Annotated in this window: 21 protein-coding genes and 1 pseudogene; 4 read left to right on the forward strand and 18 right to left on the reverse strand. The window is 67.4% G+C overall.

Features of this window, described 5'->3' with window-relative positions:
* From Q0A15_RS04790 to Q0A15_RS04850, 13 genes and pseudogenes are all read right to left on the reverse strand, one after another.
* Positions 1 to 1,072: pseudogene (locus tag Q0A15_RS04790) on the reverse strand (primosomal protein PriA); the annotation flags it as partial.
* Positions 1,073 to 1,103: 31 nt separating this feature from the next.
* On the reverse strand, positions 1,104 to 2,303 hold the full coding sequence (gene metK / locus Q0A15_RS04795; protein ID WP_291278390.1) for a methionine adenosyltransferase: 1,200 nt from the start codon (positions 2,301 to 2,303) through the stop codon (positions 1,104 to 1,106).
* Between the two features lie 48 nt (positions 2,304 to 2,351).
* Positions 2,352 to 3,614, reverse strand: a complete 1,263-nt coding sequence (gene coaBC / locus Q0A15_RS04800) for a bifunctional phosphopantothenoylcysteine decarboxylase/phosphopantothenate--cysteine ligase CoaBC (RefSeq protein WP_291278391.1) — start codon at positions 3,612 to 3,614, stop codon at positions 2,352 to 2,354.
* A 44-nt stretch (positions 3,615 to 3,658) separates the two neighbouring features.
* Positions 3,659 to 3,970 (reverse strand): DNA-directed RNA polymerase subunit omega, encoded by a 312-nt coding sequence (gene rpoZ / locus Q0A15_RS04805; protein WP_291278392.1) that lies wholly within the window; start codon positions 3,968 to 3,970, stop codon positions 3,659 to 3,661.
* A 70-nt stretch (positions 3,971 to 4,040) separates the two neighbouring features.
* Entirely contained in the window at positions 4,041 to 4,619 is a 579-nt protein-coding gene (gene gmk, locus Q0A15_RS04810) for a guanylate kinase (protein ID WP_291278393.1), read from the reverse strand.
* Between the two features lie 23 nt (positions 4,620 to 4,642).
* A complete protein-coding gene (gene pyrF, locus Q0A15_RS04815; protein ID WP_291278394.1) occupies positions 4,643 to 5,470 on the reverse strand; it encodes an orotidine-5'-phosphate decarboxylase in 828 nt (275 codons plus the stop codon).
* Positions 5,463 to 8,768: a carbamoyl-phosphate synthase large subunit gene (gene carB / locus Q0A15_RS04820; protein WP_291278395.1), complete on the reverse strand. Its 3,306-nt coding sequence runs from the start codon at positions 8,766 to 8,768 to the stop codon at positions 5,463 to 5,465. Before carB ends, pyrF begins: the two co-directional genes overlap by 8 nt.
* A gap of 5 nt (positions 8,769 to 8,773) precedes the next feature.
* Positions 8,774 to 9,967 (reverse strand): glutamine-hydrolyzing carbamoyl-phosphate synthase small subunit, encoded by a 1,194-nt coding sequence (gene carA / locus Q0A15_RS04825; protein WP_291278396.1) that lies wholly within the window; start codon positions 9,965 to 9,967, stop codon positions 8,774 to 8,776.
* The gene (locus Q0A15_RS04830) at positions 9,964 to 10,503 is read right to left on the reverse strand and encodes a hypothetical protein (RefSeq protein WP_291278397.1); all 540 of its coding nucleotides are present in this window, start codon (positions 10,501 to 10,503) and stop codon (positions 9,964 to 9,966) included. Before Q0A15_RS04830 ends, carA begins: the two co-directional genes overlap by 4 nt.
* On the reverse strand, positions 10,500 to 11,798 hold the full coding sequence (locus Q0A15_RS04835; RefSeq protein ID WP_291278398.1) for a dihydroorotase: 1,299 nt from the start codon (positions 11,796 to 11,798) through the stop codon (positions 10,500 to 10,502). Before Q0A15_RS04835 ends, Q0A15_RS04830 begins: the two co-directional genes overlap by 4 nt.
* A complete protein-coding gene (locus Q0A15_RS04840; RefSeq protein ID WP_291278399.1) occupies positions 11,791 to 12,762 on the reverse strand; it encodes an aspartate carbamoyltransferase catalytic subunit in 972 nt (323 codons plus the stop codon). The genes Q0A15_RS04835 and Q0A15_RS04840 overlap by 8 nt, the downstream gene beginning before the upstream one ends.
* Positions 12,759 to 13,379: a bifunctional pyr operon transcriptional regulator/uracil phosphoribosyltransferase PyrR gene (gene pyrR / locus Q0A15_RS04845; RefSeq protein WP_291278400.1), complete on the reverse strand. Its 621-nt coding sequence runs from the start codon at positions 13,377 to 13,379 to the stop codon at positions 12,759 to 12,761. The genes Q0A15_RS04840 and pyrR overlap by 4 nt, the downstream gene beginning before the upstream one ends.
* Before the next feature lie 275 nt (positions 13,380 to 13,654).
* A complete protein-coding gene (locus Q0A15_RS04850) occupies positions 13,655 to 14,629 on the reverse strand; it encodes a heme o synthase (protein WP_291278401.1) in 975 nt (324 codons plus the stop codon).
* A gap of 247 nt (positions 14,630 to 14,876) precedes the next feature.
* Between Q0A15_RS04850 and tkt the strand changes: the two genes are divergently transcribed.
* From tkt to Q0A15_RS04870, 4 genes are read left to right on the forward strand one after another with little or no spacing between them, the layout of a single operon-like run.
* Positions 14,877 to 16,976 (forward strand): transketolase, encoded by a 2,100-nt coding sequence (gene tkt, locus Q0A15_RS04855; RefSeq protein ID WP_291278402.1) that lies wholly within the window; start codon positions 14,877 to 14,879, stop codon positions 16,974 to 16,976.
* Positions 16,977 to 17,014: 38 nt separating this feature from the next.
* A complete protein-coding gene (tal, locus tag Q0A15_RS04860; protein WP_291278403.1) occupies positions 17,015 to 18,127 on the forward strand; it encodes a transaldolase in 1,113 nt (370 codons plus the stop codon).
* Positions 18,127 to 19,677 (forward strand): glucose-6-phosphate dehydrogenase, encoded by a 1,551-nt coding sequence (zwf, locus tag Q0A15_RS04865; RefSeq protein ID WP_291278404.1) that lies wholly within the window; start codon positions 18,127 to 18,129, stop codon positions 19,675 to 19,677. Before tal ends, zwf begins: the two co-directional genes overlap by 1 nt.
* The gene (locus Q0A15_RS04870; RefSeq protein ID WP_291278405.1) at positions 19,674 to 20,618 is read left to right on the forward strand and encodes a glucose-6-phosphate dehydrogenase assembly protein OpcA; all 945 of its coding nucleotides are present in this window, start codon (positions 19,674 to 19,676) and stop codon (positions 20,616 to 20,618) included. Before zwf ends, Q0A15_RS04870 begins: the two co-directional genes overlap by 4 nt.
* A gap of 85 nt (positions 20,619 to 20,703) precedes the next feature.
* Here Q0A15_RS04870 and secG read toward each other — a convergent pair whose 3' ends face one another.
* From secG to Q0A15_RS04895, 5 genes are all read right to left on the reverse strand, one after another.
* Complete coding sequence (secG, locus tag Q0A15_RS04875) at positions 20,704 to 20,961, reverse strand: preprotein translocase subunit SecG (protein WP_291278406.1); 258 nt, start codon at positions 20,959 to 20,961, stop codon at positions 20,704 to 20,706.
* A gap of 69 nt (positions 20,962 to 21,030) precedes the next feature.
* A complete protein-coding gene (tpiA, locus tag Q0A15_RS04880; RefSeq protein WP_291278407.1) occupies positions 21,031 to 21,843 on the reverse strand; it encodes a triose-phosphate isomerase in 813 nt (270 codons plus the stop codon).
* Between the two features lie 10 nt (positions 21,844 to 21,853).
* A complete protein-coding gene (gene pgk / locus Q0A15_RS04885) occupies positions 21,854 to 23,086 on the reverse strand; it encodes a phosphoglycerate kinase (RefSeq protein WP_291278408.1) in 1,233 nt (410 codons plus the stop codon).
* Between the two features lie 135 nt (positions 23,087 to 23,221).
* Positions 23,222 to 24,232, reverse strand: coding sequence for a type I glyceraldehyde-3-phosphate dehydrogenase (gap, locus tag Q0A15_RS04890; RefSeq protein ID WP_291278409.1), 1,011 nt, complete (start codon positions 24,230 to 24,232; stop codon positions 23,222 to 23,224).
* A 413-nt stretch (positions 24,233 to 24,645) separates the two neighbouring features.
* Complete coding sequence (locus tag Q0A15_RS04895; protein WP_291278410.1) at positions 24,646 to 25,275, reverse strand: superoxide dismutase; 630 nt, start codon at positions 25,273 to 25,275, stop codon at positions 24,646 to 24,648.
* Positions 25,276 to 25,348 lie beyond the last annotated feature (73 nt).

The following is a 25,348-nucleotide window of genomic DNA, read 5'->3' on the forward strand; positions in this document are numbered from 1 at the left end:
CTCGAACCCAGGGGGCGCGATGACGCAACAAGGACCGATCCGCCACGATCTCCCTGGCCCAGCCGGTGAGGACCAGTCGCTCGGCTTCCGCGGATCGGGCGGGCGAGGCGAACAGGGCCGCGCATCCGGTTTCCGTGGCTCGCAGCAGCAGGACTTCACGGGCGTGGTGGTAGGGGGCACGCGGCTCCTGGTGAGCCGTATCGTGATCGTCCCACATGGCCACCAGACCCAATCTCGCCACCGGCGCGAAGGCGGCGTTCCGGGTGCCTGCCACGATCGACACCTCATCGCGCACCACCCGGAGAAAGGCTCGGTACCGCGCCGTGGGCCCGTCGTCCGCGCTCAGCCGCGCGTAACCGCCGGAACCGACCGCGTTGTCCAGGGCATCACACAGTCGGTCCAGGTCCCGGGCGTCAGGCACCACCACAACGCTGCCGCGCCCGGAACGGGCGGTGGCGGCCGCCGCAGCGGCCAAGCGGTCGGCCCAGCCCGCCCCTGAATCCGGCAGGAAGGAGGTCACGACCCTGTCGTCGCCTCCGGCGGCGAGGGTCGTGAGGAACTCGGTCCCACCATCGTCGTCCACCCAGCCCATCGGTTCCACCGGCCCGACGGCGCGGGGCACGGGAATCCCGCGACCCTCCTTCTCGACCTTGGCCACGCGGGCGGGAACCGCCTGCCGCACCACGTCCGCCACGGTTCCTGCGTAGCGCTCGGCCACGTCGCGGCAGAGGCGGAGAACATCCGGGTGCAGCACCGGGATGGGCGAGACCACGGCCTCCAAGGGCACCGGGTGCACGCCCGGCTCGGGTTCAGCGACCCTGTCGACCAGCCACCCGTTCAGTCGCCGTCCGCCGAAGCGCACGCGTACTCGCACTCCCGGCCGGGCGGAGTCGTCGAGCGCCTCCGTGACGAGGTAGTCGAAGGTCCGGTCGAGCTGCGGCAGCGGCGATTCCAGCGCGACCTTGGCGATGGGCAGTTCGGCGGCGGGCACGGGGGCCCCCAACCGCGCTCCCCGCTTCGTGGTCGCGGGCTCCTCCGGTAGGTCGAAAAGCCCCTCGGCTCCCCCGGTCATCGGCGGACGAGACTCATGGAACTCAGGAACCTCAGGCGTTGAACCAGGAGCGCAGCGCGTCGGCGCGGTCCACGTTCTCCCACGTGAAGTCCAGGTCGCTGCGTCCGAAGTGGCCGTGCGCGGCGGTCTTGCGGTAGATGGGACGCTTCAGGTTCAAGTCCTCGATGATGCCCAACGGGCGCAGGTCGAAGACCTCGCGGATCGCCGCGGGAATCTTGGCGGGGTCCACGGTCTCCGTGCCGAACGTTTCGACGTACAGGCCCACCGGGTGTGCCTTACCGATGGCGTAGGCCACCTGGACCTCGGCGCGGCGGGCCAGCCCTGCCGCGACGACGTTCTTGGCGACCCAGCGCATGGCGTAGGCGGCGGAACGGTCCACCTTGGACGGGTCCTTACCGGAGAAGGCGCCACCGCCGTGGCGGGCGAAGCCGCCGTAGGTGTCCACGATGATCTTGCGCCCGGTCAGACCGGCGTCTCCCACGGGTCCACCGATGATGAACGGGCCGGAGGGATTCAGGATGATGTCGGTGTTGGAGGTGTCGAGGTCCAGCGTGGACAGCAGTGGGCGGACCACCGCGTCCATCAGATCGTCCCGCACCGCAGCGATGTCGTAGTCGGCCGCATGCTGGCTGGAGACCACCACGGTCTCGAGGGAGACCGGCTTGTCACCGTCATAGCCCACGGTCACCTGCGTCTTGCCGTCGGGGCGCAGGCCGGTGAGGATACCGTCACGACGCACACGGGTCAGCTTCTCGGAGAGCTGGTGTGCCAGGTGGATGGGGGTGGGCATGTAGGCGGAGTTCTCGTCCGAGGCGTATCCGAACATGATGCCCTGGTCGCCTGCACCCTGCATGTCGCGGGCGTCCACGGCGGTGCCCTCGCGGGCCTCAAGGGACGTGAACACCCCATCGGAGATCTCGGCGGACTGCTGTCCGATCGAGATGTTGACGCCACACCGGGCGCCGTCGAACCCGTTGGCCGAGGAGTCGTAGCCGAGGTCGAGGATGGTGTTGCGCACCAGCTGCGGGATCTCCACGTAGCCGTTGGTGGTCACCTCCCCCGCCACCTGCACCAGGCCGGTGGTCGTGAGGGTCTCGACCGCGACCCGGGATTCCGGGTCCTGGGTCAGCAAGGCGTCGAGAATGGCGTCGGAGATCTGGTCGCAGATCTTGTCCGGGTGTCCCTCGGTCACTGATTCCGAGGAGAAGAGGCGCAGGTCGTTACTCGTCACCCACCCCACTTTACCGCCGCTCGGGGACCGGGCGCTGTGTCGGCGAGATCAGGTCAGCAACCCGGCCATGATCTTGGCCACCCCACGGGCCACCTCGACCTTGCTTCCCTCCAGGTGGGCCGGCTCGTCTCCCGCCGCGGAAAGGACATCAACGACGTTCTCGTCACGGCCGAATCCTCGTGTCAGACCCACCTCGTTGACCACCAACAGCTCGCAGCCCTTCTTGGCCAGCTTGGCCGTGGCGTAGTCGACGACGCTGTGCTCGGCGTCCCCGGTCTCGGCGGCGAAGCCAACGATGAGCCCGGGCCACGCGGGCCCGTCGCCCTCGTGCTCGGAACGGGATCGGACTGCGCCGGCCAGGATGTCCGGGTTCCTCACGAGCGTGATCACCGGGTCCTCGCCGTCGTCACGCTTCTTGATCTTGGTGTCCTGCACGTCCGCTGGACGGAAATCCGCCACGGCCGCGGCCATCACCAGGGCATCCGCCCCGGGTGCCGAATGCCCGACGGCGGTTTCCAGGTCCCGCGCGCTCGTCACCTGGGTGACCCGCACCCCTGCGGGGGCCGGCACCTCCAGGTTGGCCGCGATCAGGTCCACGTCGGCGCCGAGATCGCGCAGGGCGACGGCCAGGGCCACACCCTGCTTTCCGGAGGAACGATTACCGAGGTAACGCACCGGGTCGAGCGCCTCACGCGTGCCCCCCGCACTGACCACCACGCGGCGGCCCGCCAACGGTGCACCCGCACCAGCGGAGCGCTCTGCGGCCAGCAGTGGCGCAACCGCGGCCAGGATGTCGGAGGGTTCCGGCAGGCGCCCGGGGCCCGAGTCGGGGCCGGTCAGCCGGCCGACGGCGGGGTCCAACACGATGACGCCGCGGGAACGCAGAGTGGCCACATTCGTCACCGTGGCCGGGTGCTGCCACATCTCGGTGTGCATGGCAGGGGCCATGACCACCTGCGCCTTGGTGGCCAGCAGTGTCGCCGTCAGCAGATCGTCGGCACGCCCAGCGGCCGCGCGCGCGAGCAGGTCAGCGGTGGCCGGAGCAACCAGCACCAGATCGGCCTGCTGCCCCAGCGCCACATGGTTGACCCGGTCCACGGCCTCGAAGACCGAGGTGTGTACCGGCTGACCCGAGAGCGCCTCCCACGTGGGGGCGCCGACGAAGCGCAACGCGGAGTCGGTGGGGACCACGTCAACGTGGTGTCCGGCTTCCTTCAGCCCACGCACCAAGGCGGTGGCCTTGTACGCGGCAATGCCCCCGGCCACACCGAGCACCACACGGCGCACGGTCGGCTCGGGGGCGATCGTCACTTCTTCCACGGGTTTCACATCAGCACTGCCAGAGCCCGCAGGGCTCACTCTGCCGGAAGCTCAGCGGCGGCGTCGGCCGCTGCTGCGGCCTCGGCGGCCCGCTTCTCCGACAGCGGCACGACCTCCAGCAGACCCTCATCGAATTCGCGCAGGGCGATGGAGAGCGGCTTCTCGTTCATGTGGGTGTCCACGAGGGGACCCACGTGCTCGAAGAGGCCGTCGTGCAGCTGGGAGTAGTAGGCATTGATCTGACGAGCGCGCTGAGCGGCGTCGATCACCAGGGCGTACTTGGAACCGGCCCGCTTCAGCAGGTCGTCGATCGGCGGGTTGATGATGCCTTCGAGGTTCTCGGCCACAGGGTTCCTTCACAATTCATGTCTAGTGGTGGTTACCGACTCCAGGGTGCGGAATCGGCTCTTACGCATGTCAGGCGTCGTCGACGCCCATCACCCGAACCAGCTCCCGAGCGGCCCGTTCCACGTCGTCATTGACGATCGTGACATCGAACTCCGGCTCGGCAGCAAGTTCCAGTTTAGCGGTTTCCAGCCGACGCTGCTGTTCCTCGGGTGACTCCGTCCCGCGACCCACGAGTCGGTTCACGAGTTCCTCCCAGCTGGGAGGGGCAAGGAACACGAATCTGGCGTCTGGCATGGTCTGCTTGATCTGACGCGCTCCCTGCAGATCGATCTCCAGCAGCACGTGCTTTCCGTCTTCCGCCGCGGAGACCACGGTGGAGCGCGGGGTGCCGTAACTGTTGAGCCCGTGCACCACGGCCCACTCCAGCAGCTCCCCCTCGGCCTTCATGCGTTCGAAACGTTCGGGACCCACGAAGTGGTAGTGGACTCCGTCGATCTCCCCCGGCCGCGGCGACCGCGTGGTCGCCGAGACCGACAACCAGACCTGCGGGTAGTGCTCACGCACGTAGGCGGACACGGTGCCCTTCCCCACAGCGGTGGGTCCGGCCAGGACGGTGACGCGGGTGGGCTGCGCCTCGGATTCAAGCATGATCCCCAGACTACCTTTTCTCCTCAGCCCAGATCCCCGGCAGCGGCCGTGACCGCCGCCACGACGCCGTCCGGCCCGTTGGCAGCGAGCGAGCGCGACGCCGGGACCAGAACCTGATCCCACACGTGACCGAGATCCCTGCGCAGGTCCTCCCCCGTGGCACCCTGAGCGCCGTAACCGGGGGTGAGCAACGGTGGGGCACCCGCCGCCAGATCGATGCCGAGCCGCTGAGCGTCCCCGCCCACGGTGGCGCCGACCACCAGGCCGGCGTAACCAAGCCCGCTCCCGCCTGCCGCGAGGTTGGCCGCAGCCACGTCCTCCACGATCCGCTTGGCGGCCGAGTCGGCGCCGCCCGCATGCTGCACGCGCGCCCCGTCGGGGTTGGAAGTCAAGGCAAGGACGAACAGGCCGCGCCCGGTCTCACGCGCCAGGTCGAAGGCCGGAGCCAGCGCCCCGACCCCCAGATAGGGGGACACGGTCACGGAATCGGAGCGCAGCGGCGAATCATCGGACAGCCATGCCGAACCGTAGCCCGCCATGGTTGAACCGATGTCCCCTCGCTTGGCGTCGGCAACGCTGAGCACACCGAGCTCCCTGGCCCGAGCCAGGAGTTCCTCGAGTGCGGCGAAGCCGGCGGAACCGTGACGCTCGTAGAGCGCCACCTGCGGCTTGATGGCCGCGGCGCGGTCCACAGCGGCCTCCAACATCACGGTTCCGAAGCGCCTCAGCCCGTCCGCGTCGTCGGGCAGTCCCCACCCCGCCAACAGGCCGGGGTGGGGATCGATGCCGACGCAGAGGTGCGAGCGCTCCGCGATGGCGCGGCCGAGGCGTGAGCCGAAGGACTCAGACACGAGCCGACTCCGCCTCACGGGCCTCCGACAGAGTCACGGCGTGCTCCTGCAGGCTGGCGACGGACCACGGGTAGGTGCGCTGAGCCTCGATGGCCTGCACCGCTGCGGTCAACTCCGCCACGGTGGTGATCACCGGGACGCCCACGCTCGTGGCCGAGGCACGCAGCTCGTAACCATCGGATCGAGCGTCTCCGCCTGAGGGCGTGTTCACGATCATCGCGATCTCGCCCGCCTCGACCATCCGGATGATCTCCGGGGCCTCTCCCTGCTCCTCGTGCACCTTCGCCACGATGGTGGCGTCGATGTCATTGCGAGCCAGCACCTGGGCGGTGCCACCGGTGGAGACGATCTCGAAGCCGAGGTCGCCCAGACGCTTGACGGCCAGCACCATGGAGCGCTTGTCCTTGTTGGCCACGGACACGAAGATCTTCCCCTGCGTCGGCAGCGGATTGTTCGCGGCCGCCTGCGACTTGGCGAAGGACGTGTCGAAGTGGTGGTCGATACCCATGACCTCACCCGTTGACCGCATCTCGGGGCCCAGCAAGGAATCCACCACGTGCCCCTCGGGCGTGCGGAAGCGGGCGAAGGGCATCACGGCTTCCTTGACCGCCACCGGTGCGCCGGTGGGCAGCTTGCCGCCGTCGCCCTCAGCGGGCAGGATGTCGCCGCGCAGGGAGGCGATGGTGTGTCCCACACCGATCAGGGCGGCCGCCTTGGCCAGCTGCACGCCGGTGGCCTTGGAGACGAACGGCACCGTGCGGGAGGCGCGGGGATTGGCCTCGATCACGTAGAGCACGTCGGAGGCCAGGGCGAACTGGATGTTGATGAGGCCGCGAACTCCGACGCCCTCCGCGATGCTGCGGGTCGCCTCGGCCACGCGGGCCACGGCGTCCGGGCCCAACGTGATGGGGGGCAGGGTGCAGGCCGAGTCGCCGGAGTGGATGCCGGCCTCCTCGATGTGCTCCATGATGCCGCCGACGTAGAGGTCGGTGCCGTCGAAGAGCGCGTCGACGTCGATCTCGATGGCGTCCTCGAGGAAGCGGTCCACCAGCATGGGGTGCTCGGCCGTGATCTCGGTGGCCTCGCGGACGTACCGGGAAAGGTTGGCCTCGTCGTAGACGATCTCCATGCCACGGCCGCCCAGGACGTAGGAGGGACGTACCAGCACGGGGTAACCGATCTCGTCCGCGATGGCCTTGGCCTCGTCGAAGGACACCGCGGTGCCGTTCTTGGGGCTGATCAGACCGCCACGGTCCAACACCCGGGAGAACTCGCCACGATCCTCGGCGAGGTCGATGGCCTTGGGTGAGGTACCCAGGATCGGCACCCCGGCGTCCTGCAGCTGCTGCGCGAGCTTCAGCGGGGTCTGGCCACCCAGTTGGACGTACACACCGAGCACGCCACCGGAGACCTCCTCCGCGTGGATCACCTCGAGGACGTCCTCCAGGGTCAACGGTTCGAAGTACAGGCGGGTGGAGACGTCGTAATCCGTGGAGACCGTCTCCGGGTTGCAGTTGACCATGACCGTGTCGTACCCGGCCGAGCGCAACGCCATGGTGGCGTGCACACAGGAGTAGTCGAACTCGATGCCCTGACCGATCCGGTTGGGACCGGAACCGAGGATGATGATGGACGGCGTATCGTGCCGTGCGATCTCCGTCTCCTCGTCGTAGGAGGAGTAGTGATACGGGGTGAAGGCCTCGAACTCGGCGGCGCAGGTGTCCACCGTCTTGTAGACGGGACGCACGCCCAACGCATGACGGATGCCGCGCACCACGCCCTCACGCTGATGCGAGAGCTGCGCGATCTGTGCGTCGGAGAAGCCGTGGCGCTTGGCCAGACGCAGCGTCTCCTCGGTGAGGTCGGGATCGGCGGCGATCTGGGCCGCGACCTCGTTGATCAACTGCAACTGGTCAAGGTACCAGGGGTCGATACCCGAGACGTCGTAGAGCCGCTCGATGCTCGCACCGCCCAGCAGGGCGCGCTGGGTGTTGCGCAGGCGGTCCACGCTGCCGAGTCGGGTGGACTCCACGAGGGCATCCAGCTCCGTTTGGTCCGCGGGCGCCTGGAAGGAGAGTTCAGAACCCTTCTGCTCCAGGGAGCGCAGGGCCTTCTGCAACGCCTCGGTGAAGTTGCGGCCGATGGCCATGGCCTCGCCCACCGACTTCATGGTGGTGGTCAGGGTGGCGTCCGCCGCCGGGAACTTCTCGAAGGCGAAGCGAGGAACCTTCACCACCACGTAGTCGAGCGTTGGCTCGAAGGACGCGGGCGTCTTCAACGTGATGTCGTTGGGGATCTCGTCCAGGGTGTATCCCAGGGAGAGCTTGGTGGCGATCTTGGCGATCGGGAAGCCGGTGGCCTTGGAGGCCAGCGCGGAGGAACGAGACACGCGGGGGTTCATCTCGATGACCACCACGCGGCCCGTGTTGGGCTCCACAGCGAACTGGATGTTGCAGCCGCCGGTGTCCACACCCACGTTGCGGATCACCGCGATGGAGATGTCGCGCAGCTTCTGGTACTCGCGGTCGGTCAGGGTGAGGGCCGGGGCCACGGTGACGGAGTCGCCGGTGTGCACGCCCACGGGATCGAAGTTCTCGATGGAGCAGACCACCACGACGTTGTCGTTGCGGTCGCGCATCATCTCGAGTTCGTACTCCTTCCACCCCAGGATGGACTCCTCGAGGAGCACCTCTGTGGTGGGCGAATACTGCAGGCCGGCTCCGGCGATGCGGTGCAGGTCCTCCTCGTCATAGGCCATGCCGGAACCCAGACCGCCCATGGTGAAGGACGGGCGGACCACGAGGGGGTAGCCGAGCTCGTCCGCCGCGGCCAAGGCCTCCTTCATGGTGTGCACGATGATGGACTTCGCGGACTCTGCGCCGGAACGCTCCACCACGCCCTTGAACTTCTCGCGGTCCTCACCGAGTTCGATGGCCTCGATGTTGGCGCCGATCAGCTCGACGTCGTAGCGCTCCAACGCACCGGACTTGTCCAGAGCGATGGCGGTGTTCAGCGCCGTCTGGCCGCCCAGGGTCGGCAGGATCGCGTCGGGGCGTTCCTTGGCGATGATCTTCTCGACCACCTCTGCGGTGATGGGCTCCACGTAGGTGGCGTCCGCCAGCTCCGGGTCGGTCATGATGGTGGCCGGGTTCGAGTTGACGAGGATGACCCGCAGGCCTTCCTCCTTCAACACGCGCAGGGCCTGGGTGCCCGAGTAGTCGAACTCGGCCGCCTGCCCGATGACGATGGGGCCGGACCCGATGACGAGAACGGACTTCAGGTCTGTACGTTTGGGCACTTGGGTCAGCCTTCCTTGGGTGCTGCTGCCTGGCCGCTGTAGGCTGCCATGGCGTCTGCGAAACGATCGAAGAGGTAGGCGGCGTCGTGCGGGCCGGCCGCGGCCTCGGGGTGGTACTGGACGGAGAATGCGGGGATATCGAGGCAGCGCAGGCCCTCCACGACATCATCGTTGAGGCACACGTGGGAGACCTCGACCTGACCGAAACGCTCCTGCGGGGCGGTGACGGGCCCGTCCAGCGGGGCGTCGACGGCGAAGCCGTGGTTCTGCGCTGTGATCTCCACCTTGCCTGTGGTGCGGTCCATGACCGGCTGGTTGATGCCACGGTGGCCGAAGGGCAGCTTGTAGGTACCGAAGCCCAGCGCGCGGCCCAGGATCTGGTTGCCGAAGCAGATACCGAAGAACGGCAGCCCACGGTCCAGGACGTCACGGGTCAGTTCCACCTGTGCGTCCGCCGTGGAGGGGTCACCCGGTCCGTTGGAGAGGAACACGCCGTCCGGCTGCACGGCAAGGACGTCCTCCAGCGTGGAGTCGGCCGGCATCACGGCCACGCGGATACCGCGTTCCGCGAAACGGATGGGAGTCATGCCCTTGATGCCGAGGTCCAGGGCCGCCACGGTGAAGCGCGGCTCGCCCTCCCAGCCATGGTCCTTGGGCTCGACCCAGTAGGTTTCCTCAGCGCTGACCTCCTCGGCCAGACGGGAGCCGGCCATGGCGTCCTGACCCGCGACCTTCGCCACGAGCTCCGCCACGGGCGCCTTGGCGTCGTCACCGGAGAAGATGCCGGCCTTCAGCGCACCCTTGTCTCGCACGTGTCGAGTGATCGCACGGGTGTCGACGTCCTTGATACCCACGATGCCGTCGGCGATCAGGTCCTCGTCGAGGCTGCGCTGAGAGCGCCAGTTGGAGGGTCGGCGAGCAGCATCGCGGACCACGTAGCCTGCCACCCAGATCCGACGCGACTCGTCGTCCTCGTCGTTGACTCCGGTGTTGCCGATGTGCGGTGCGGTCTGCACCACGATCTGGCGGGCGAAGGAAGGATCGGTCAGGGTCTCCTGGTACCCGGTCATACCCGTGGTGAACACGAGCTCACCGAGCGTGGTGCCTGTGGCGCCGTACGGACGCCCGGAGAAGACCTTTCCGTCCTCGAGAACGATCAACGCCTCGGCAGTAGCGACGCGTGTGGGAGTGGGACTCACAGGTTTTCCTTCCCGGTGGAGTTCTTGGTCGTGTGCTCTCCGGGGCGACCCGGGAGCAGAGAGTTGAGTTCGGTGAGCAGTTCGATCTGCTGAGTGTGGTGGCGGACGCGGAAGCCAGTGTCGTAGCTTCTCTCCCCCACCGAATAGCGCATCACCACGATCCCGTCCTTCTCCACGGCCTTGCCGACCATGTTGGAGGTGGTGCCGATCAGTTCCAGATCGGTCGCCGGGATGAAGAACGAGGGGCTGCCCTGACGCAGTACCGCCACTCCGTCGGCTCCGACGGAGAGCAGCGCGTTGCCGCGGACACCGAGCCCGTGGGCGGCGATCCGGTCCAGGCGGTCACCGGCGGTGGTGGTCACCACGTAGGTGCCCTCGAAATCGGACCTTGGCTCCCCCAGGAGGTCCGGGACATCGGCCGGCCGGGGAAAGTCGGCCTGGCGCCTGCCTCGGCGGAACCAACCGAGCAGCATCAGGGCGCAGAGGCCGAGTCCGATGAGAACCGTCCAGAGAACGGCCCATCCGTATCCGCTCATGCGTGCACCAGTTCCCCGTTCGCCACGGTACGACGGCCGCGGAAGAACACGTGCCGGACGCTTCCCGGCAGTTCCAGACCGCGGAACGGCGAGTTGCGGCCCTTGGTGGCGTGGGTGCTCGGGTCCACGACGGTCCGGGCATCGGGATCGACCAGCGTCACGTTGGCGGGTTCACCCACCTGGAGCGGTCTGCCCTGGTCCGCGACCCGACCGATGGTGGCCGGGGTGGCTGACATGATCCGGGCCACGTCGGCCCAACCGATCAGGCCGGTGTCCACCAGGGTCTTCTGCACCACGGACAATGCGGTCTCGAGGCCGGTCATGCCCATCGCGGCCGCGGCCCATTCGCATTCCTTCGATTCGGAGGGGTGCGGGGCGTGGTCCGTTCCGATGACGTCGATGACGCCGTCGGCCACCGCTTGGCGCAGGGCCACCACGTCGGACTCGGTGCGCAGCGGTGGATTGACCTTGTAGACCGGGTCGTAGCCGCGCACCAATTCCTCGGTGAGCAGCAGATGGTGGGGAGTCACCTCAGCGGTGACATCGACGCCGTCCTCCTTGGCGCGGCGAATCAGGTCGACCGATCCGGCCGTGGAGACGTGGCACACGTGCAGGCGGGAGTTCACGTGCTTGGTCAGCAGGATGTCGCGGGCGATGATGGCTTCCTCGGCCACAGAGGGCCAGCCCGGCAATCCGAGTTCTGCGGAGACGCTGCCCTCGTTCATCTGGGCGCCTTCGGTCAGGCGGGGTTCCTGGGCGTGCTGCGCGATGACCCCGTCGAAGGCCTTCACGTACTCCAGAGCGCGACGCATGAGGGCCGGATCGGAGACGCAGATGCCGTCGTCGGAGAACATCCGCACCGCCGCACTGGAGTCCGCCATGGCGCCCAGCTCGGCCAGTTGCTTGCCCTCGAGGCCCACGGTGACCGCCCCGACGGGGCGGACCTCGACCCAACCCGACTCCTGTCCCAGGCGGAAGACCTGCTCAACCACGCCTGCGGTGTCGGCCACGGGCAGGGAGTTCGCCATCGCGTGCACCGCGGTGTAGCCGCCGCGTGCCGCGGCACGGGTGCCGGTCTCCACGGTCTCGGCGTCCTCACGACCGGGCTCCCGCAGATGAGTGTGGGTATCGACCAGGCCGGGCAGCGCGATGAGGCCGTCGGCGTCGACCACCTCGGCGTCACCGGCCGTCAGCGACCCAGGTGCGCCGATGGCGGCGATCACGCCGTCCGTCAACCGCAGGTCTGCCGGGTCGGCGCCCAGCGGGCGTACGCCCTTCAACAGGAACTCAGACAAGGCCGTCTCCTTCTTGGGTGGGTGCGGCAAGAACCAGGTACAGCACGGCCATGCGGACGGCCACCCCGTTCGAGACCTGGTTGAGCACCCTGGACCTGGCAGAATCCGCGGCCTCGGACGAGATCTCCAGGCCGCGGTTCATGGGTCCGGGATGCATGATGGTGGTCTGGGGAGGCAGCACCGTGAGGCGCTGCGCAGAGAGTCCCCAGCGGCGGGAGTATTCCGCCACCGAGGGGAAGTAGGAGCCGTGCATGCGCTCGGCCTGCACGCGCAGCATCATGACCGCGTCAGGTCCCTGCGCCAGCGCGAGGTCCAGGTCCGTCTCCACCGTGCACGGCCACGATTCGACGCCCACCGGAATGAGCGTGGGGGGCGAGACCAGGGTGACCGTGGCACCGAGATGATGCAGCAGCCACACGTCGGACCGGGCAACACGGGAGTGCAGAACGTCGCCGACGATGACCACATGGGCGCCGTCCAAGCCACGTCCGGTCGGGGACACGCCGTCGCGCTCGGCCAAGTCACGCCGTAGCGTGAGCGCATCCAGCAGGGCCTGCGTCGGGTGGGCGTGCGTGCCGTCGCCCGCGTTGACCACGGCGGCGTCGATCCAGTCCGTGCTCGCCAGCCGGTGCGGAGCGCCGGAGGCAGGGTGCCGGATGACCACGGCGTCGGCTCCGATGGCCTCGAGCGTCTGGGCTGTGTCCTTCAGCGACTCGCCCTTGGACACCGAAGAACCCTTGGCAGAGAAGTTGATGACATCGGCGGAGAGCCGCTTCGCTGCGGCCTCGAAGGAGGTTCGGGTCCGGGTGGAATCCTCGAAGAACAGGTTGACCACGGTGCGGCCGCGCAAGGCGGGAAGCTTCTTGACCTCGCGGGAGGCCACGTCTGCCATGGTGTCGGCCACGTCGAGGATGCGGATCGCGTCCTCGCGGCTGAGGTGGACGGTATCGAGCAGGTGCCTCATTCGCCCTCCCCTTGCGCGTCCACAGTCGGTGACGTCTCGGCGGTGGGCGCGGAGATCATCACCCGGTCGATCCCGTCGGTCTCCTCGAGTTCCACCAGGACGGATTCCGCGGCGGACGTCGGCAAGTTCTTGCCCACGAAGTCTGCACGGATGGGCAACTGCCTGTGTCCCCGGTCCACGAGCACCGCGAGGCTCACCACTGCGGGGCGGCCGAGGTCGTTGATGGCGTCGAGTGCCGCGCGGATGGTGCGGCCGGAGTAGAGCACGTCGTCCACCAGCACCACGTGGGCGCCGTCGATCCCGCGTTCGGGAATGCGGGTGGGTACCGGGGTCCGTGCCACCGAGTGGCGCAGGTCGTCGCGGTACATGGTCACGTCGAGGGCGCCGACCATGGAGTCCGCGGGATGCGAGGTGATGTCTTCCAGGCGCCCGGCCAGCCGTGAGGCCAGATGCACTCCCCGGGTGGGGATGCCGAGCAGAACGACGTTGTCCGCCCCCTTGGTCCGCTCCACGATCTCGTGCGCGATCCGGGTCAACGCCCTGGTGATCTCGGCTGCCGTCAAGACCTCGCGTGCCTGCGCGTCGCCGCGCGCACCTCGAATGTGGTCCTGGCTCATGCACCGACCTCCTTCCCCGCCTCTCCGGACGGAATTTAAAGGTTGTCCTCATGCTGACCCGCGCCAACTCACCCTTTTTCGGCGGTCTCGGGCGCGGATCTACCGCTCTCAAGAATCTACCACGCAGGCCCCTCCCGACACCGGTCGATGACGCCCCTCGCGACGTGATCTGCGCCAACCCGGATGGCCGTGCCGCCCGGAACGCGAAAGGTGCCCGACGACGGGTGGTCACCACACGTCGTCGGGCACCTTCGGTGCGTTGGCACTGGATGGTTTCAGAGCAGCGGCTGCCCCACGAAGGGATCCACGGCCACGGCCAGGAAGAGGAAGGTCAGGTAGATATTGGCCAGGTGGAACACCCGCATGGCCTTGCGGTTGATGGAGCGCGGATCCGGATCCGTCCGCGCCTCGCCGTAGAGGCGGTGGCATTCGATGACGAACCAGCCGCCGGCCAGCAGGGCCACCGCGGTGTAGACGATGCCCGCACTGCCCATGGGGATCAGCAGCAGGGAGCAGCCCACCGTGGCCCACGCGTAGAGCACCACCTGAGCGGAGACGGTACGACCGGCGGCGACGGCGCCGAGCATGGGCAACGATGCCGCCGAGTAGTCCTCGGAGTACTTCATGGACAGCGGCCAGTAGTGCGGTGGGGTCCACAGGAAGATGACCATGAACAGCACCACGGCAGGCCACTCGATGGTCTCGGTGACCGCGGCCCAGGCGATGAACACCGGCATGCAGCCAGCCACGCCGCCCCACACGATGTTCTGCGTGGTGTGACGCTTCAGGATCAAGGTGTAGAGCACCACGTACAGCAGGATCGCGGCGACGCCGAGGACGGCCGCGAGCCAGTTCGCGCCGAGCCACAGGATCGCCGTGGACACGATGGCGGTGACGAAGGAGAAGGTCAGCGCCTTGCCCGGCGTGATCTCACCGGTGACCAGCGGACGATCCTTGGTCCGCTTCATGAGGCGGTCGACGTCGCGGTCGAAGTAACAGTTGAAGGCGCCGGCACTGCCGGCTGCCAAGGCTCCCCCGACCATGGTGGCGACCATGGTCAGCACATCCGGCCACCCGCGCTGCGCGAAGATCATGGTGGGCAGCGTGGTCACCAGCAGGAGTTCGACGACCCGCGGTTTGGTGAGGGCCAGGTACGCGCGCGCTTTACGGGAGACGAAATCACCCATGCGCTCGCCTGGGGCACGAACGGACAGGTCCGTTTCCGACCCGGGCGCGATGGTGCTGGTCATGAAGATGCTTCTTCCTTCGTTCCTCGACAGGGCACTGTGACGATGCTTGTCGGTCAGTCTACCGCCTGTAGAAGTACGAAATAGTGACGAAACACGCGTGATACTGAGCACCGACCGCTAGGCTGGTCAATGACGTGCCACGAGGAAGTGGAGTACACCGGGAACCCGGCCCGCTTCTGCGGGTTGCGCCTTTCAAGTTCCCGGTCACGACTGTGAATCAATCCTTTCACCCCCAAGGAGCTTGACGGTGACTCAGCCCGAGCAGGAATTCGTGTGGACAGAGCAGGACGCACGCGCCGTGGACACGGCCCGTGTCCTGGCTGCCGATGCAGTGGAGAAGGTCGGGAACGGCCACCCCGGTACGGCCATGTCCTTGGCGCCGGCCGCCTACCTCCTGTATCAGCGCCACCTGCGCCACGACCCCACCGACCCTGATTGGGCCGGTCGTGACCGCTTCATCCTCTCCGCGGGGCACAGCTCCCTGACGCTGTACCTGCAGCTCTTCCTCTCCGGCTACGGCCTCGAGGTGGACGACCTTGCATCGCTGCGCACCTGGGGCTCGCTGACCCCGGGGCACCCCGAGTACGGCCACACCCCAGGCGTGGAGATGACCACCGGCCCGCTGGGTCAGGGTCTGGCGACCTCCGTGGGCTTCGCCTACGCCCAGCGTCGTCTGCGCGGCCTGTTCGATGCCGACGCCGAACAGGGGACCAGCCCGTTCGACCACCGCGTCTACGTGATCGCCTCCGACGGTGACCTCGAGGAGGGCGTGACATCCGAGGCCTCGTCCCTGGCCGGGCACCAGCAATTGGGCAACCTCGTGGTGATCTGGGACGACAACCGGATCTCCATCGAGGACGACACCGCCGTGGCCTTCTCCGAGGACGTCCTGGCCCGCTACGAGGCCTATGGCTGGCACACCCAGCGCGTGGACTGGACCGAGTCCGGTGAGTACGTCGAGGACGTGTCCGCTCTGGATGCCGCGCTGAACGCGGCAGAGAACGAGACCGGCCGCCCGTCCATCATCGCCCTGCGCACCATCATCGGTTGGCCCTCCCCCTCCAAGCAGAACACCGGCGGCATCCACGGCTCCAAGCTGGGCGGCGACGAGCTGGCGGGCCTGAAGCAGGCTCTTGGCTTCGACCCCGAGCAGCACTTCGTGATCGATCCAGCCGTTCTCGACCACGCTCGCGAGGTCAGCGCCCGCGGACAGGCCGCACACGAGGCGTGGAATGCGGACTTCGAGGCCTGGCGCGCCCGCACGGACGCGACCGTGGTGGCAGAGTACGACCGCATCACGCGTGGCGAGCTGCCGGACGGCTGGCTGGAGAACCTTCCCGAGTTCGAGGCCGGTAAGGACGTCTCCACCCGTGCAGCGTCCGGCAAGGTCATCAACGCTGTGGCCGATGTACTCCCCGAACTCTGGGGCGGCTCCGCCGACCTCGCAGGCTCCAACAACACCACCATCGAGTCCGCGAAGAGCTTCAACCCGGCCTCCGCCACCACGAAGACCTACACCGCGGATCCGTCCGGTCGCGTGCTGCACTTCGGCATCCGCGAGCACGCTGCCGCCGCGATCGTGAACGGCATCGTCACCTCTTCCACGACGCGCGCCTTCTCCGGCACGTTCCTGATCTTCTCCGATTACCAGCGCCCTGCCATCCGGCTCTCCGCGCTGATGGGTATCCCGTCCATCTACGTGTGGACCCATGACTCCATCGGCCTGGGCGAGGACGGACCGACGCACCAGCCCATCGAGCAGCTGGCCGCACTGCGTGCCATCCCCGGCCTGGACGTGATCCGCCCCGCAGACGCCAACGAGGTGGCCCAGGCCTGGCGCCGCATGTTGGAGATCCAGGACCACCCCACCGGCATCGTGCTCTCGCGTCAGAACCTGCCGGTCTACCCGCGCGGAATCGACGGCTTCGCTCAGGCCGAGCTGACCTCGCGCGGCGGTTACGTCCTGAAGGACGCCTCCGACGGCGCTCCGGACGTCATCCTGATCGGCACCGGTTCCGAGGTCGCCATCGCCGTCGAGGCACAGGAAGCGCTCGAGGCCGCAGGCACCCCCACCCGGGTGGTCTCCATGCCGAGTATCGAGTGGTTCCGCGCCCAGGATGCCGAGTACCGCGAACTGGTGCTCCCCAAGGCCGTGCGCGCCCGCGTGGCCGTCGAGGCCGCCTCCCCGCAGAGCTGGTTCGAGTGGGTCGGCGACGCCGGCCGGCTCGTCACCCTGGATCACTACGGTGCCTCCGCCGATCAAGCAACGCTCTACCGCGAGTTCGGCATCACGGCCGATGCCGTCCAGGCCGCCGCCCGCGAGTCCATCGCCGCCGCCGGCGCCTGATCACCACTTCTCACCGACCAGAAAGGTTGCACCTGATCATGAGTGCACACACTTCAGCCCTCGCCGCAGCAGGCGTCTCCCTGTGGCTCGACGACCTCTCACGCGAACGCCTGAACTCCGGCTCGCTCGCGGCACTGGTGGAGTCCTCCGACGTCTCCGGCGTGACCACGAACCCCTCCATCTTCGCTGCTGCCTTGAAGGACGGTGCCTCCTACGCCGAGCAGGTGGCCTCGCTCGCCGCCGCCGGTGCGGACGTGGATTCCGCGGTCTTCGAGATCACCACGGACGACGTCGCCGCAGCCTGTGACGTCATGGCACCGGTGGCCGCCGCCACCGACGGTGTGGACGGACGCGTGTCCATCGAGGTGGATCCCCGTTTTGCCCACGACACGGCAGCCACCGTGGCCCAGGCCAAGGAACTTGCCGCCAAGGTGGAGCGTTCCAACGTCCTCATCAAGATCCCCGCGACCGTGGAGGGTCTGCCGGCCATCACCGAGGTGCTCGCCGCCGGAATCAGCGTCAACGTGACCCTGATCTTCGACCTCGAGCGCTACCGCGGCGTCCTGAACGCCTACCAGCTGGGTCTGGAGCGCGCCCGCGACGCCGGGATCGACCTCAGCACCATCCACTCCGTCGCCTCCTTCTTCGTCTCCCGTGTTGACGCCGAGATCGATGCCCGTCTCGATGCCATCGGCACGGAGGAAGCGCTGGCGCTGCGCGGCAAGGCCGGCCTGGCCAACGCCCGCCTGGCCTACCAGGTCTTCGAGGAGGCACACTCCTCAGAACGGTGGGCTACCCTGGCCTCCGCAGGCGCCCGTCCGCAGCGTGCCCTCTGGGCCTCCACCGGCGTGAAGAACCCCGCCTACCCGGACACGCTCTACGTGGACGGCCTGGTGGCCCCCGACACCGTCAACACCATGCCCCAGGCCACCCTCGACGCAGTGGCTGATCACGGTGGCGACGGCTCCGAGACGGTGCGCGGCACCTACGAGGAGTCCGACCGGGTGCTCGATGCCCTGTCCGGCCTCGGCATCGACTACGACGAGGTCGTGTCCAAGCTGGAGACGGAGGGTGTCGAGAAGTTCATCGTCTCCTGGAACGAACTCTTGGAGAACCTCTCCGCTTCCCTCGAGGAGGCCAAGGGCGCCTGATGGCCGGTTTCACCAATCCCTTACGGGACCGCCATGACCGGCGCTTGGCCCGCATCGCAGGCCCCTCCACACTGATCTTCTTCGGTGTGACGGGCGACCTGGCGCGGAAGAAGCTTCTTCCTGCCGTCTACGATCTTGCCCACCGGGGGCTGTTGCCTGCCAGCTTCGGGGTCATCGGCTTCGGCCGCCGCGACTGGAGCCATGAGCAGTTCGTGGAGCAGGCACGCGGTTGGGTCAAGGAGCGCTCCAGGACCACGTTCGACGAGGACGTCTGGTCACAGCTGGCCGGCGGATTCCGGTTCGTGACCGGTGGTTTCGACGACGACAACGCCTTCGAAACCCTTGGTGAGGTGTTGGCCGAGCTCGACCGCGCACGCGGCACTCGCGGCAATCGGGCGTTCTACCTCTCCATCCCACCCAAGGCCTTCGAGGCGGTGTGCGGGAAGCTCAACGATCACGGTCTTGCCGCGGAGGGCGAGGTCGACCCCATCACCGGGATGCCGCCATGGCGCCGCGTGGTGATCGAGAAGCCGTTCGGCCACGACCTGGCCTCCGCCCGCGAGTTGAACTCCGTGGTCGAGTCCGTCTTCGCGCCGGACGACGTGTTCCGCATCGACCACTATCTGGGCAAGGAGACGGTCCAGAATCTGCTGGCGCTACGTTTCGCCAACCGACTCTTCGAACCGCTGTGGAACGCCGAGCACGTGGACCACGTGCAGATCACCATGGCGGAGGACATCGGGATCGGTGGCCGCGCGGGTTACTACGACGGTGTCGGCGCGGCCCGAGACGTGATCCAGAATCACCTGCTGCAGCTGTTGGCCCTGACGGCCATGGAGGAACCCATCGCCTTCGATGCCGACGCGCTGCGTGCGGAGAAGGAGAAGGTGCTCTCCGCCGTCAAGGTTCCGAACCATCTCCCTTACGCCTGCGCCCGTGGACAGTATGCGGGTGGTTGGCAGGGCGGCGAGAAGGTCAAGGGCTACCTCGAGGAGGAGGGTTTCGACCCCACCTCCCGTACCGAGACCTTCGCAGCAGTACGCCTGGAGATCGGCACCCGCCGTTGGGACGGGGTCCCGTTCTACCTGCGTGCAGGCAAACGCCTCGGCCGTCGGGTCACGGAGATCGCGGTGGTGTTCAAGAAGGCTCCGAATCTGCTCTTCCACGACAACACCGGCATGGAGTTCGGGCAGAACGCTGTGGTGATCCGTGTGCAGCCCGATGAGGGTGCCACACTGCGGATCGCCTCCAAGGTCCCTGGGACGCAGATGGAGGTGCGGGATGTGACCATGGACTTCTCCTACGGTTCCTCCTTCACCGAGTCCTCCCCCGAGGCCTACGAGCGGCTGATCCTCGATGTGTTGCTCGGGGAACCCCCGTTGTTCCCGCGGCACGCAGAGGTGGAGCAGTCCTGGCGTATCCTCGACCCGTTCGAGGAGTACTGGGCCTCATTGGAACAGCAGCCGGAACCCTACGCTCCAGGAAGTTGGGGACCGGATTCCGCCCATCTGCTCTTGGCCCGAGACGGAAGGACGTGGCGCCGTCCATGATCGTGGATCTGACGAACACCCTGACCTCAGAGGTCGCCAAGGCCTTGGTTCAATTGCGGCGCGGCGGCGGAGTCGGCGGTACCGCGCGTGTCCTGACTCTGCTGGTCCCCACCACTCCGGAGGCGGAGGCGCACGCCATCGAGACGGCCCAGTCCGCCGCGGTGGAACACCCCTGCCGCATCATCGTGATGGTGATCGGGGATCCGACCGCGCAAACCCGCATGGATGCTCGCGTCCTGGGCGGGGCCGACGTGGGCCCGTCGGAGATCGTGGTGCTGCGGCTCCACGGGGATCTCTGCCGTCTCAACGAGTCCCTGGTCTCTGCGCTGTTGCTTCCCGACGATCCGGTCTTCACGTGGTGGGCCGGCGAGTTCACGCCGAATCCTTCTGAGACCGAGCTGGGAAGCGTGTCACAGCGGCGCATCACCGATGCGTCACGGGCCAAGGATCCGTTCCGTGCGCTGGAGCAGCTCTCCACCTCCTGGCGACCGGGGGACACGGATCTCTCGTGGACCAGGCTGACGCTGTGGCGCACTCAGCTGACCTCCATCGTCGACCAGTTCGGCGTGACCGGGTTGAAGGACGTCACGGTGCGTGGGCACGTGGGCTCCCCCAGCACGGCCCTGCTCGCGGCCTGGCTGCAATGGGCGCTCCCGGAGGTCTCGGTCCATCTGGCTGAGGCTGAATCCGCTGCTCCCGTGGGCGGCGTGCGCTTCTCGCGTGAGGGCGGCGACATCGAGCTGCACCGTCCGCACGGCGATGTCGCCGACCTGCATCTTCCCGGTCAGCCGGTGCAGCTCGTTGCCCTGCCGGTCAGGACGGATCCGCTCTGCCTCGCCGAGGAATTGCGGCAATTGGACGACGACGTGGTGTTGGGGGCCGTCCTGCGTGACGGCCTGCCGCGCTGCGACCTCTCCCCCGTGGCTCCGAGCCCCCGCTGAGTCGCCGCTGAAGACGAGAAGGAGGGCCTCACCCGGTTTCCCGGGTGAGGCCCTCCTTCCGTGTGCTGCTTGAGTTGCCGACGGGTCAGCTGTCCATGCCGACGCCGAAGCGCAGGAACAGGGCCAGGGTGATGATGCAGATGATCCACACCAGAGCGATGGAGATCGTGATGCGGTTCAGGGTCTTCTCTGCGCCGCCCGAGGAACTCATGGAGGAGGACATGCCGCCGCCGAACAGGTCGGAGATGCCACCGCCACGACCCTTGTGCAGCAGGATGGTCAGCACCAGCAGGACGCTGGTGACGAGCACCAAGATCTGCAGGGTCAGGGTGAGAGCGGACACGTTGGTCCTTCCTTCCGTGGAAGTACGACTTCAGGTTCTGGGGTCCGGAGCACGGCCGGACCGGATGGATCAGGCCGAGGCGTGCTGCTCGAACCGTGCAATACTAGCAAATTCGGCTGCGTCGAGGCTGGCCCCGCCCACCAACACGCCGTCCACGTCTGGCTCGGCCATGATCGCGGCGACGTTTCCGGACTTCACCGAACCGCCGTAGAGCAGGCGAATGCCCTCCGCGGCCTCTTCTCCGTGCGAGTCGGCGATGGACGAACGCAGCGCGGCGCACATCTCTTGTGCGTCCTCGGGGCCGGCGACCTCACCGGTACCGATGGCCCAGACGGGCTCGTAGGCGATGACCAGGCGAGACACGGTGGCAGCGTCCAGATCCTTCAGGACGGCGGCGGACTGGGCCAGCGTGTGCTCCACGTGGTTACCTGCCTGACGAACCGTGAGGTCCTCGCCGACGCACAGCATGGGGGTGAGATCGTTACGAAGGGCTGCCGCGACCTTGGCCGCCGCCACATCGTCTCCCTCACCGTGGATGGTGCGACGTTCAGAGTGGCCCACGAGCGCGTAGGTGCACCCGAGCGCCTGCAGGAACTGACCGGAGATGTCTCCGGTGTAGGCACCGGAATCCTCCGAGGAGAGGTCCTGGCCACCGTAGACCACAGGCAGGTCGTCGCCTGAGACCAGCGTCTGCACGCCGCGCAGGTCGGTGAACGGTGGGAACACCGCCACCTCCACCCGGTCGAAGTCGTGCTTGGCGTCCTGCAGGGTCCAGACCGTCTTCTGCAGCAGGGTGATGCCCTGGCGGTGGTCCATGTTCATCTTCCAGTTGCCCGCGATCAGCGGGGTCCTGGCGAAGTTGCCGTTGGTGAGTTTGGCCATTGGTCTTACCTCAGCTGTTCTCTAGTGCGGTGAGTCCGGGGAGCTGTTTGCCCTCGAGGTACTCGAGGGAGGCGCCGCCTCCGGTGGAGATGTGGCCGAACGCATCGTCGCCGAAGCCCAGCGACCGCACGGCTGCGGCCGAGTCGCCGCCGCCCACCACGGTGAAGGCCGAGGAATCGGCCAGGGCCTTGGCCACCACGCGGGTGCCCTCGGCGAAGGCCGTCATCTCGAACACGCCCATGGGCCCGTTCCAGAAGACGGTCTTGGCTCCGGCGATGGCTTCCGCGAAGGAGGCGGCCGATTCGGGACCGATGTCGAGGCCGAGCCCGGTCGCTCCGATGGAACCGCCGGGGATGTCTGACGCCGGGCGGATCTCGTGGTCGGCGTCCGCGGCAAAGGCGGAGGCAAGCACCACGTCGGTGGGCAGGACGATCTTGGCCGCGCCCTGCTCCGAGCGGCGAAGGTATTCGCGCACGGTGTCGAGCTGGTCGGTCTCGAGCAGGCTGGAGGCCACGTCGTGGCCCTGCGCCTTCAAGAAGGTGAAGGCCATACCCCCGCCGATGAGCAGTTCGTCAGCGACGTCAAGCAGACGGTCGATCACCGCCAGCTTGTCGGAGACCTTCGAACCGCCGAGCACCACGACGAACGGACGCTCAGGTGTCTCGGTGAGACGCTTCAGGACCGTGAGCTCGTTGGTGACCAGGCGACCCTGGTAGCTGGGAAGCACGGAGGCGATGTCGTACACCGAAGCGTGCTTGCGGTGGACCGCCCCGAAGGCGTCATCGACGTAGGCGCCGTCCGGGCCGGCCAGGGCGGCGTACGCCTTGGCGAGGGCGGCACGGGCCGCGTCGTCCTTGCTGGTCTCTCCGGCCTCGAAGCGGACGTTCTCCACGACCAGGACCTGAGAATCCTTCAGGCCGGCGGCCAGTGCGGTGGCGGACTCCCCCACCACGTCGGTGGCGAGCTGCACGTCGACGTCTGCCAGTTCGGCGAGTCGATCGGCAGCGGGACGGATGGAGAACTTGGGATCCGGGGATCCCTTCGGGCGCCCGAGATGGGCCATCACGATGACCCGGGCGCCCGCGTGGGCCAGCTCCGAGATCACGGGGAGGGATGCGCGGACACGGCCGTCGTCGGTCACGTTGCCGTCGGCATCCAGTGGGACGTTCAGGTCGGAGCGCACCAGTACGGTACGCCCTTCGACGCCGGTTGCCAGAAGATCGTCAAGGGTCTGAGCGCTCATGTGTTCCACTCTAGTCGTCGTTGCATGGATTCGAATGCGTGTTGCCCTCAACACGCACGGCGAGGCCGTCTCGGCTCTTCCGAACGCGGAAGCGAACGGCAGAGCCGAGACGGCCTCACACGGTGTCTCGAGGACTCAGAGCTGCTCGCCGACGAAGGCGGCGAGGTCCACGAGCCGGTTGGTGTAACCCCACTCGTTGTCGTACCAGCCAAGGACCTTGACCTGGTTGCCCTTCACGAAGGTCAGAGGCGCGTCGTAGGTGACGGAAGCCGGGGAGGTCACGATGTCCGAGGAGACGATCGGGTCCTCGTTGTAGGCCAGGTAAGGAGCCAGCGGACCCTCTTCGGAGGCCTGCTTGAAGGCGGCGTTGACCTCGTCGACGGTGACCTCCTTGGAGAGCACTGCGGTGAGGTCGGTCAGCGAGCCGGTGATGACCGGGACACGCACGGCAGCACCGGAGAGCTTGCCGTCCAGTTCCGGGAGCACGGCTCCGATGGCCTTGGCGGCACCGGAGGAGGTGGGGATCAGGTTCTGGGCTGCGGCACGAGCGCGGCGCTGATCCGACTTGTGGACGTTGTCGTGGATGTTCTGGTCGCCGGTGTAGGCGTGGATGGTGGTCATGATGCCGGACTCGATACCGAAGGAGTCGTTGAGCACCTTGGCCATGGGCGCCAGGCAGTTGGTGGTGCAGGAGGCGTTGGAGATGACGTTCATGGTGGCAGCGTCGTAGCCGTCCTGGTTCACGCCGAGCACGAACGTGCCGTCGACGTTCTTGCCCGGTGCGGAGATGATGACCTTCTTGGCGCCACCCTGCAGATGGGCGGCAGCCTTGGTGCCATCGGTGAACAGGCCCGTGCACTCGAGCACGACGTCTGCGCCTGCGGAGGCCCAGTCGACCTCTGCCGGGTCGCGGTGCTGGGTCACGGGGATGGAACGACCGTCGAGGACGAGGTTCTGTCCGTCGCTGGCGACAGTACCCGGGTATGCGCCCAGGATCGTGTCGTACTTGATGAGCATCGCGATGTCGTCCACGGGTGCGAGGTCGTTGATGGCGACGATCTGCACATCCTGGCCCTGGGCCTCGATGACGCGCAGCACGTTGCGGCCGATGCGGCCGAACCCGTTGATTCCGATGCGTGTAGTCACTGCTTCACTCCTTGGATCAGCAGGCCGCGTCCTCGAACCCCACAAGGTGTCGCAGGGACATCGATTCACTCACCACCGCAGGTGCGGCAGACGTCTTCGACGCGGCCCGGTCAATAGCTGTTTAGAACCGGGGACACACCGTCGTGTCGTGAGTTCCCCACCGTGATGGTGGTTCGACCACACCCGGGATTCACGTGCCCGTGACTCCCAAGCAACATGGCCGTAAGACTCGGAAATCAGTCTACACACGCACCTACGGGTTGTCGTGAGGGACCTCACATTGATCGCTGCACGGATTTCCAGGCTTTCCGCGTCCGGATGCACATGTGGCCCGGGAGTTTCCTCCCGGGCCACATGTGCTCGACGACGGTGCCCGCCTATCGCTGAACGTTCACCGTGAACCGTGTGTCAGCTCAGGCACCCGGGACGATCAGCTGCTTGGCGCCGGCGCGGGCGGCCTCGAAGCGCTTGGAGACGTCCTCCCAGTTGACGATGTTCCAGAAGGCCTTGACGTAGTCGGCCTTGACGTTGACGTAGTCCAGGTAGAAGGCGTGCTCCCACATGTCCAGCATCAGCAGCGGGGTGGTGGCCACGGGGACGTTGCCCTGCTGATCGTAGAGCTGCTCGATCACCAGGTTGCCGCCGAGGCCCTCCACGGCCAGGAAGGCCCAGCCGGAGCCCTGGATGCCCAGTGCAGCCTGGGTGAAGTGCGCCTGGAAGGCTTCGAAGGAGCCGAAGGCGTCGTCGATGGCTGCGGCGAGCTCACCCTCCGGACGGTCGCCACCCTCCGGGGAGAGGTTGTTCCAGAAGATGGAGTGGTTGGTGTGACCACCGAGGTTGAAGGCCAGGTCCTTCGAGTACTTGGCGATGTTGGCGAAGTCGTTCTTCTCGCGGGCCTCGGCCAGCTGCTCCAGTGCCTTGTTGGCGCCGGCCACGTAGGTTGCATGGTGCTTGTCGTGGTGCAGCTCCATGATGCGCGCGGAGATGCTGGGCTCCAGCGCCGCGTAATCGTAGGGCAGTTCCGGCAGCGTGTACTGCGTCATGGTTCCTCCTGATCTGGGGCGGCAGCTTGAGACGTGTACCGCCCATGGTTCTTGGTTGGACACCGACACGGTG

The organism is Galactobacter sp. (assembly GCF_022712295.1).
In the GTDB taxonomy this organism is placed as follows: domain Bacteria; phylum Actinomycetota; class Actinomycetes; order Actinomycetales; family Micrococcaceae; genus Galactobacter.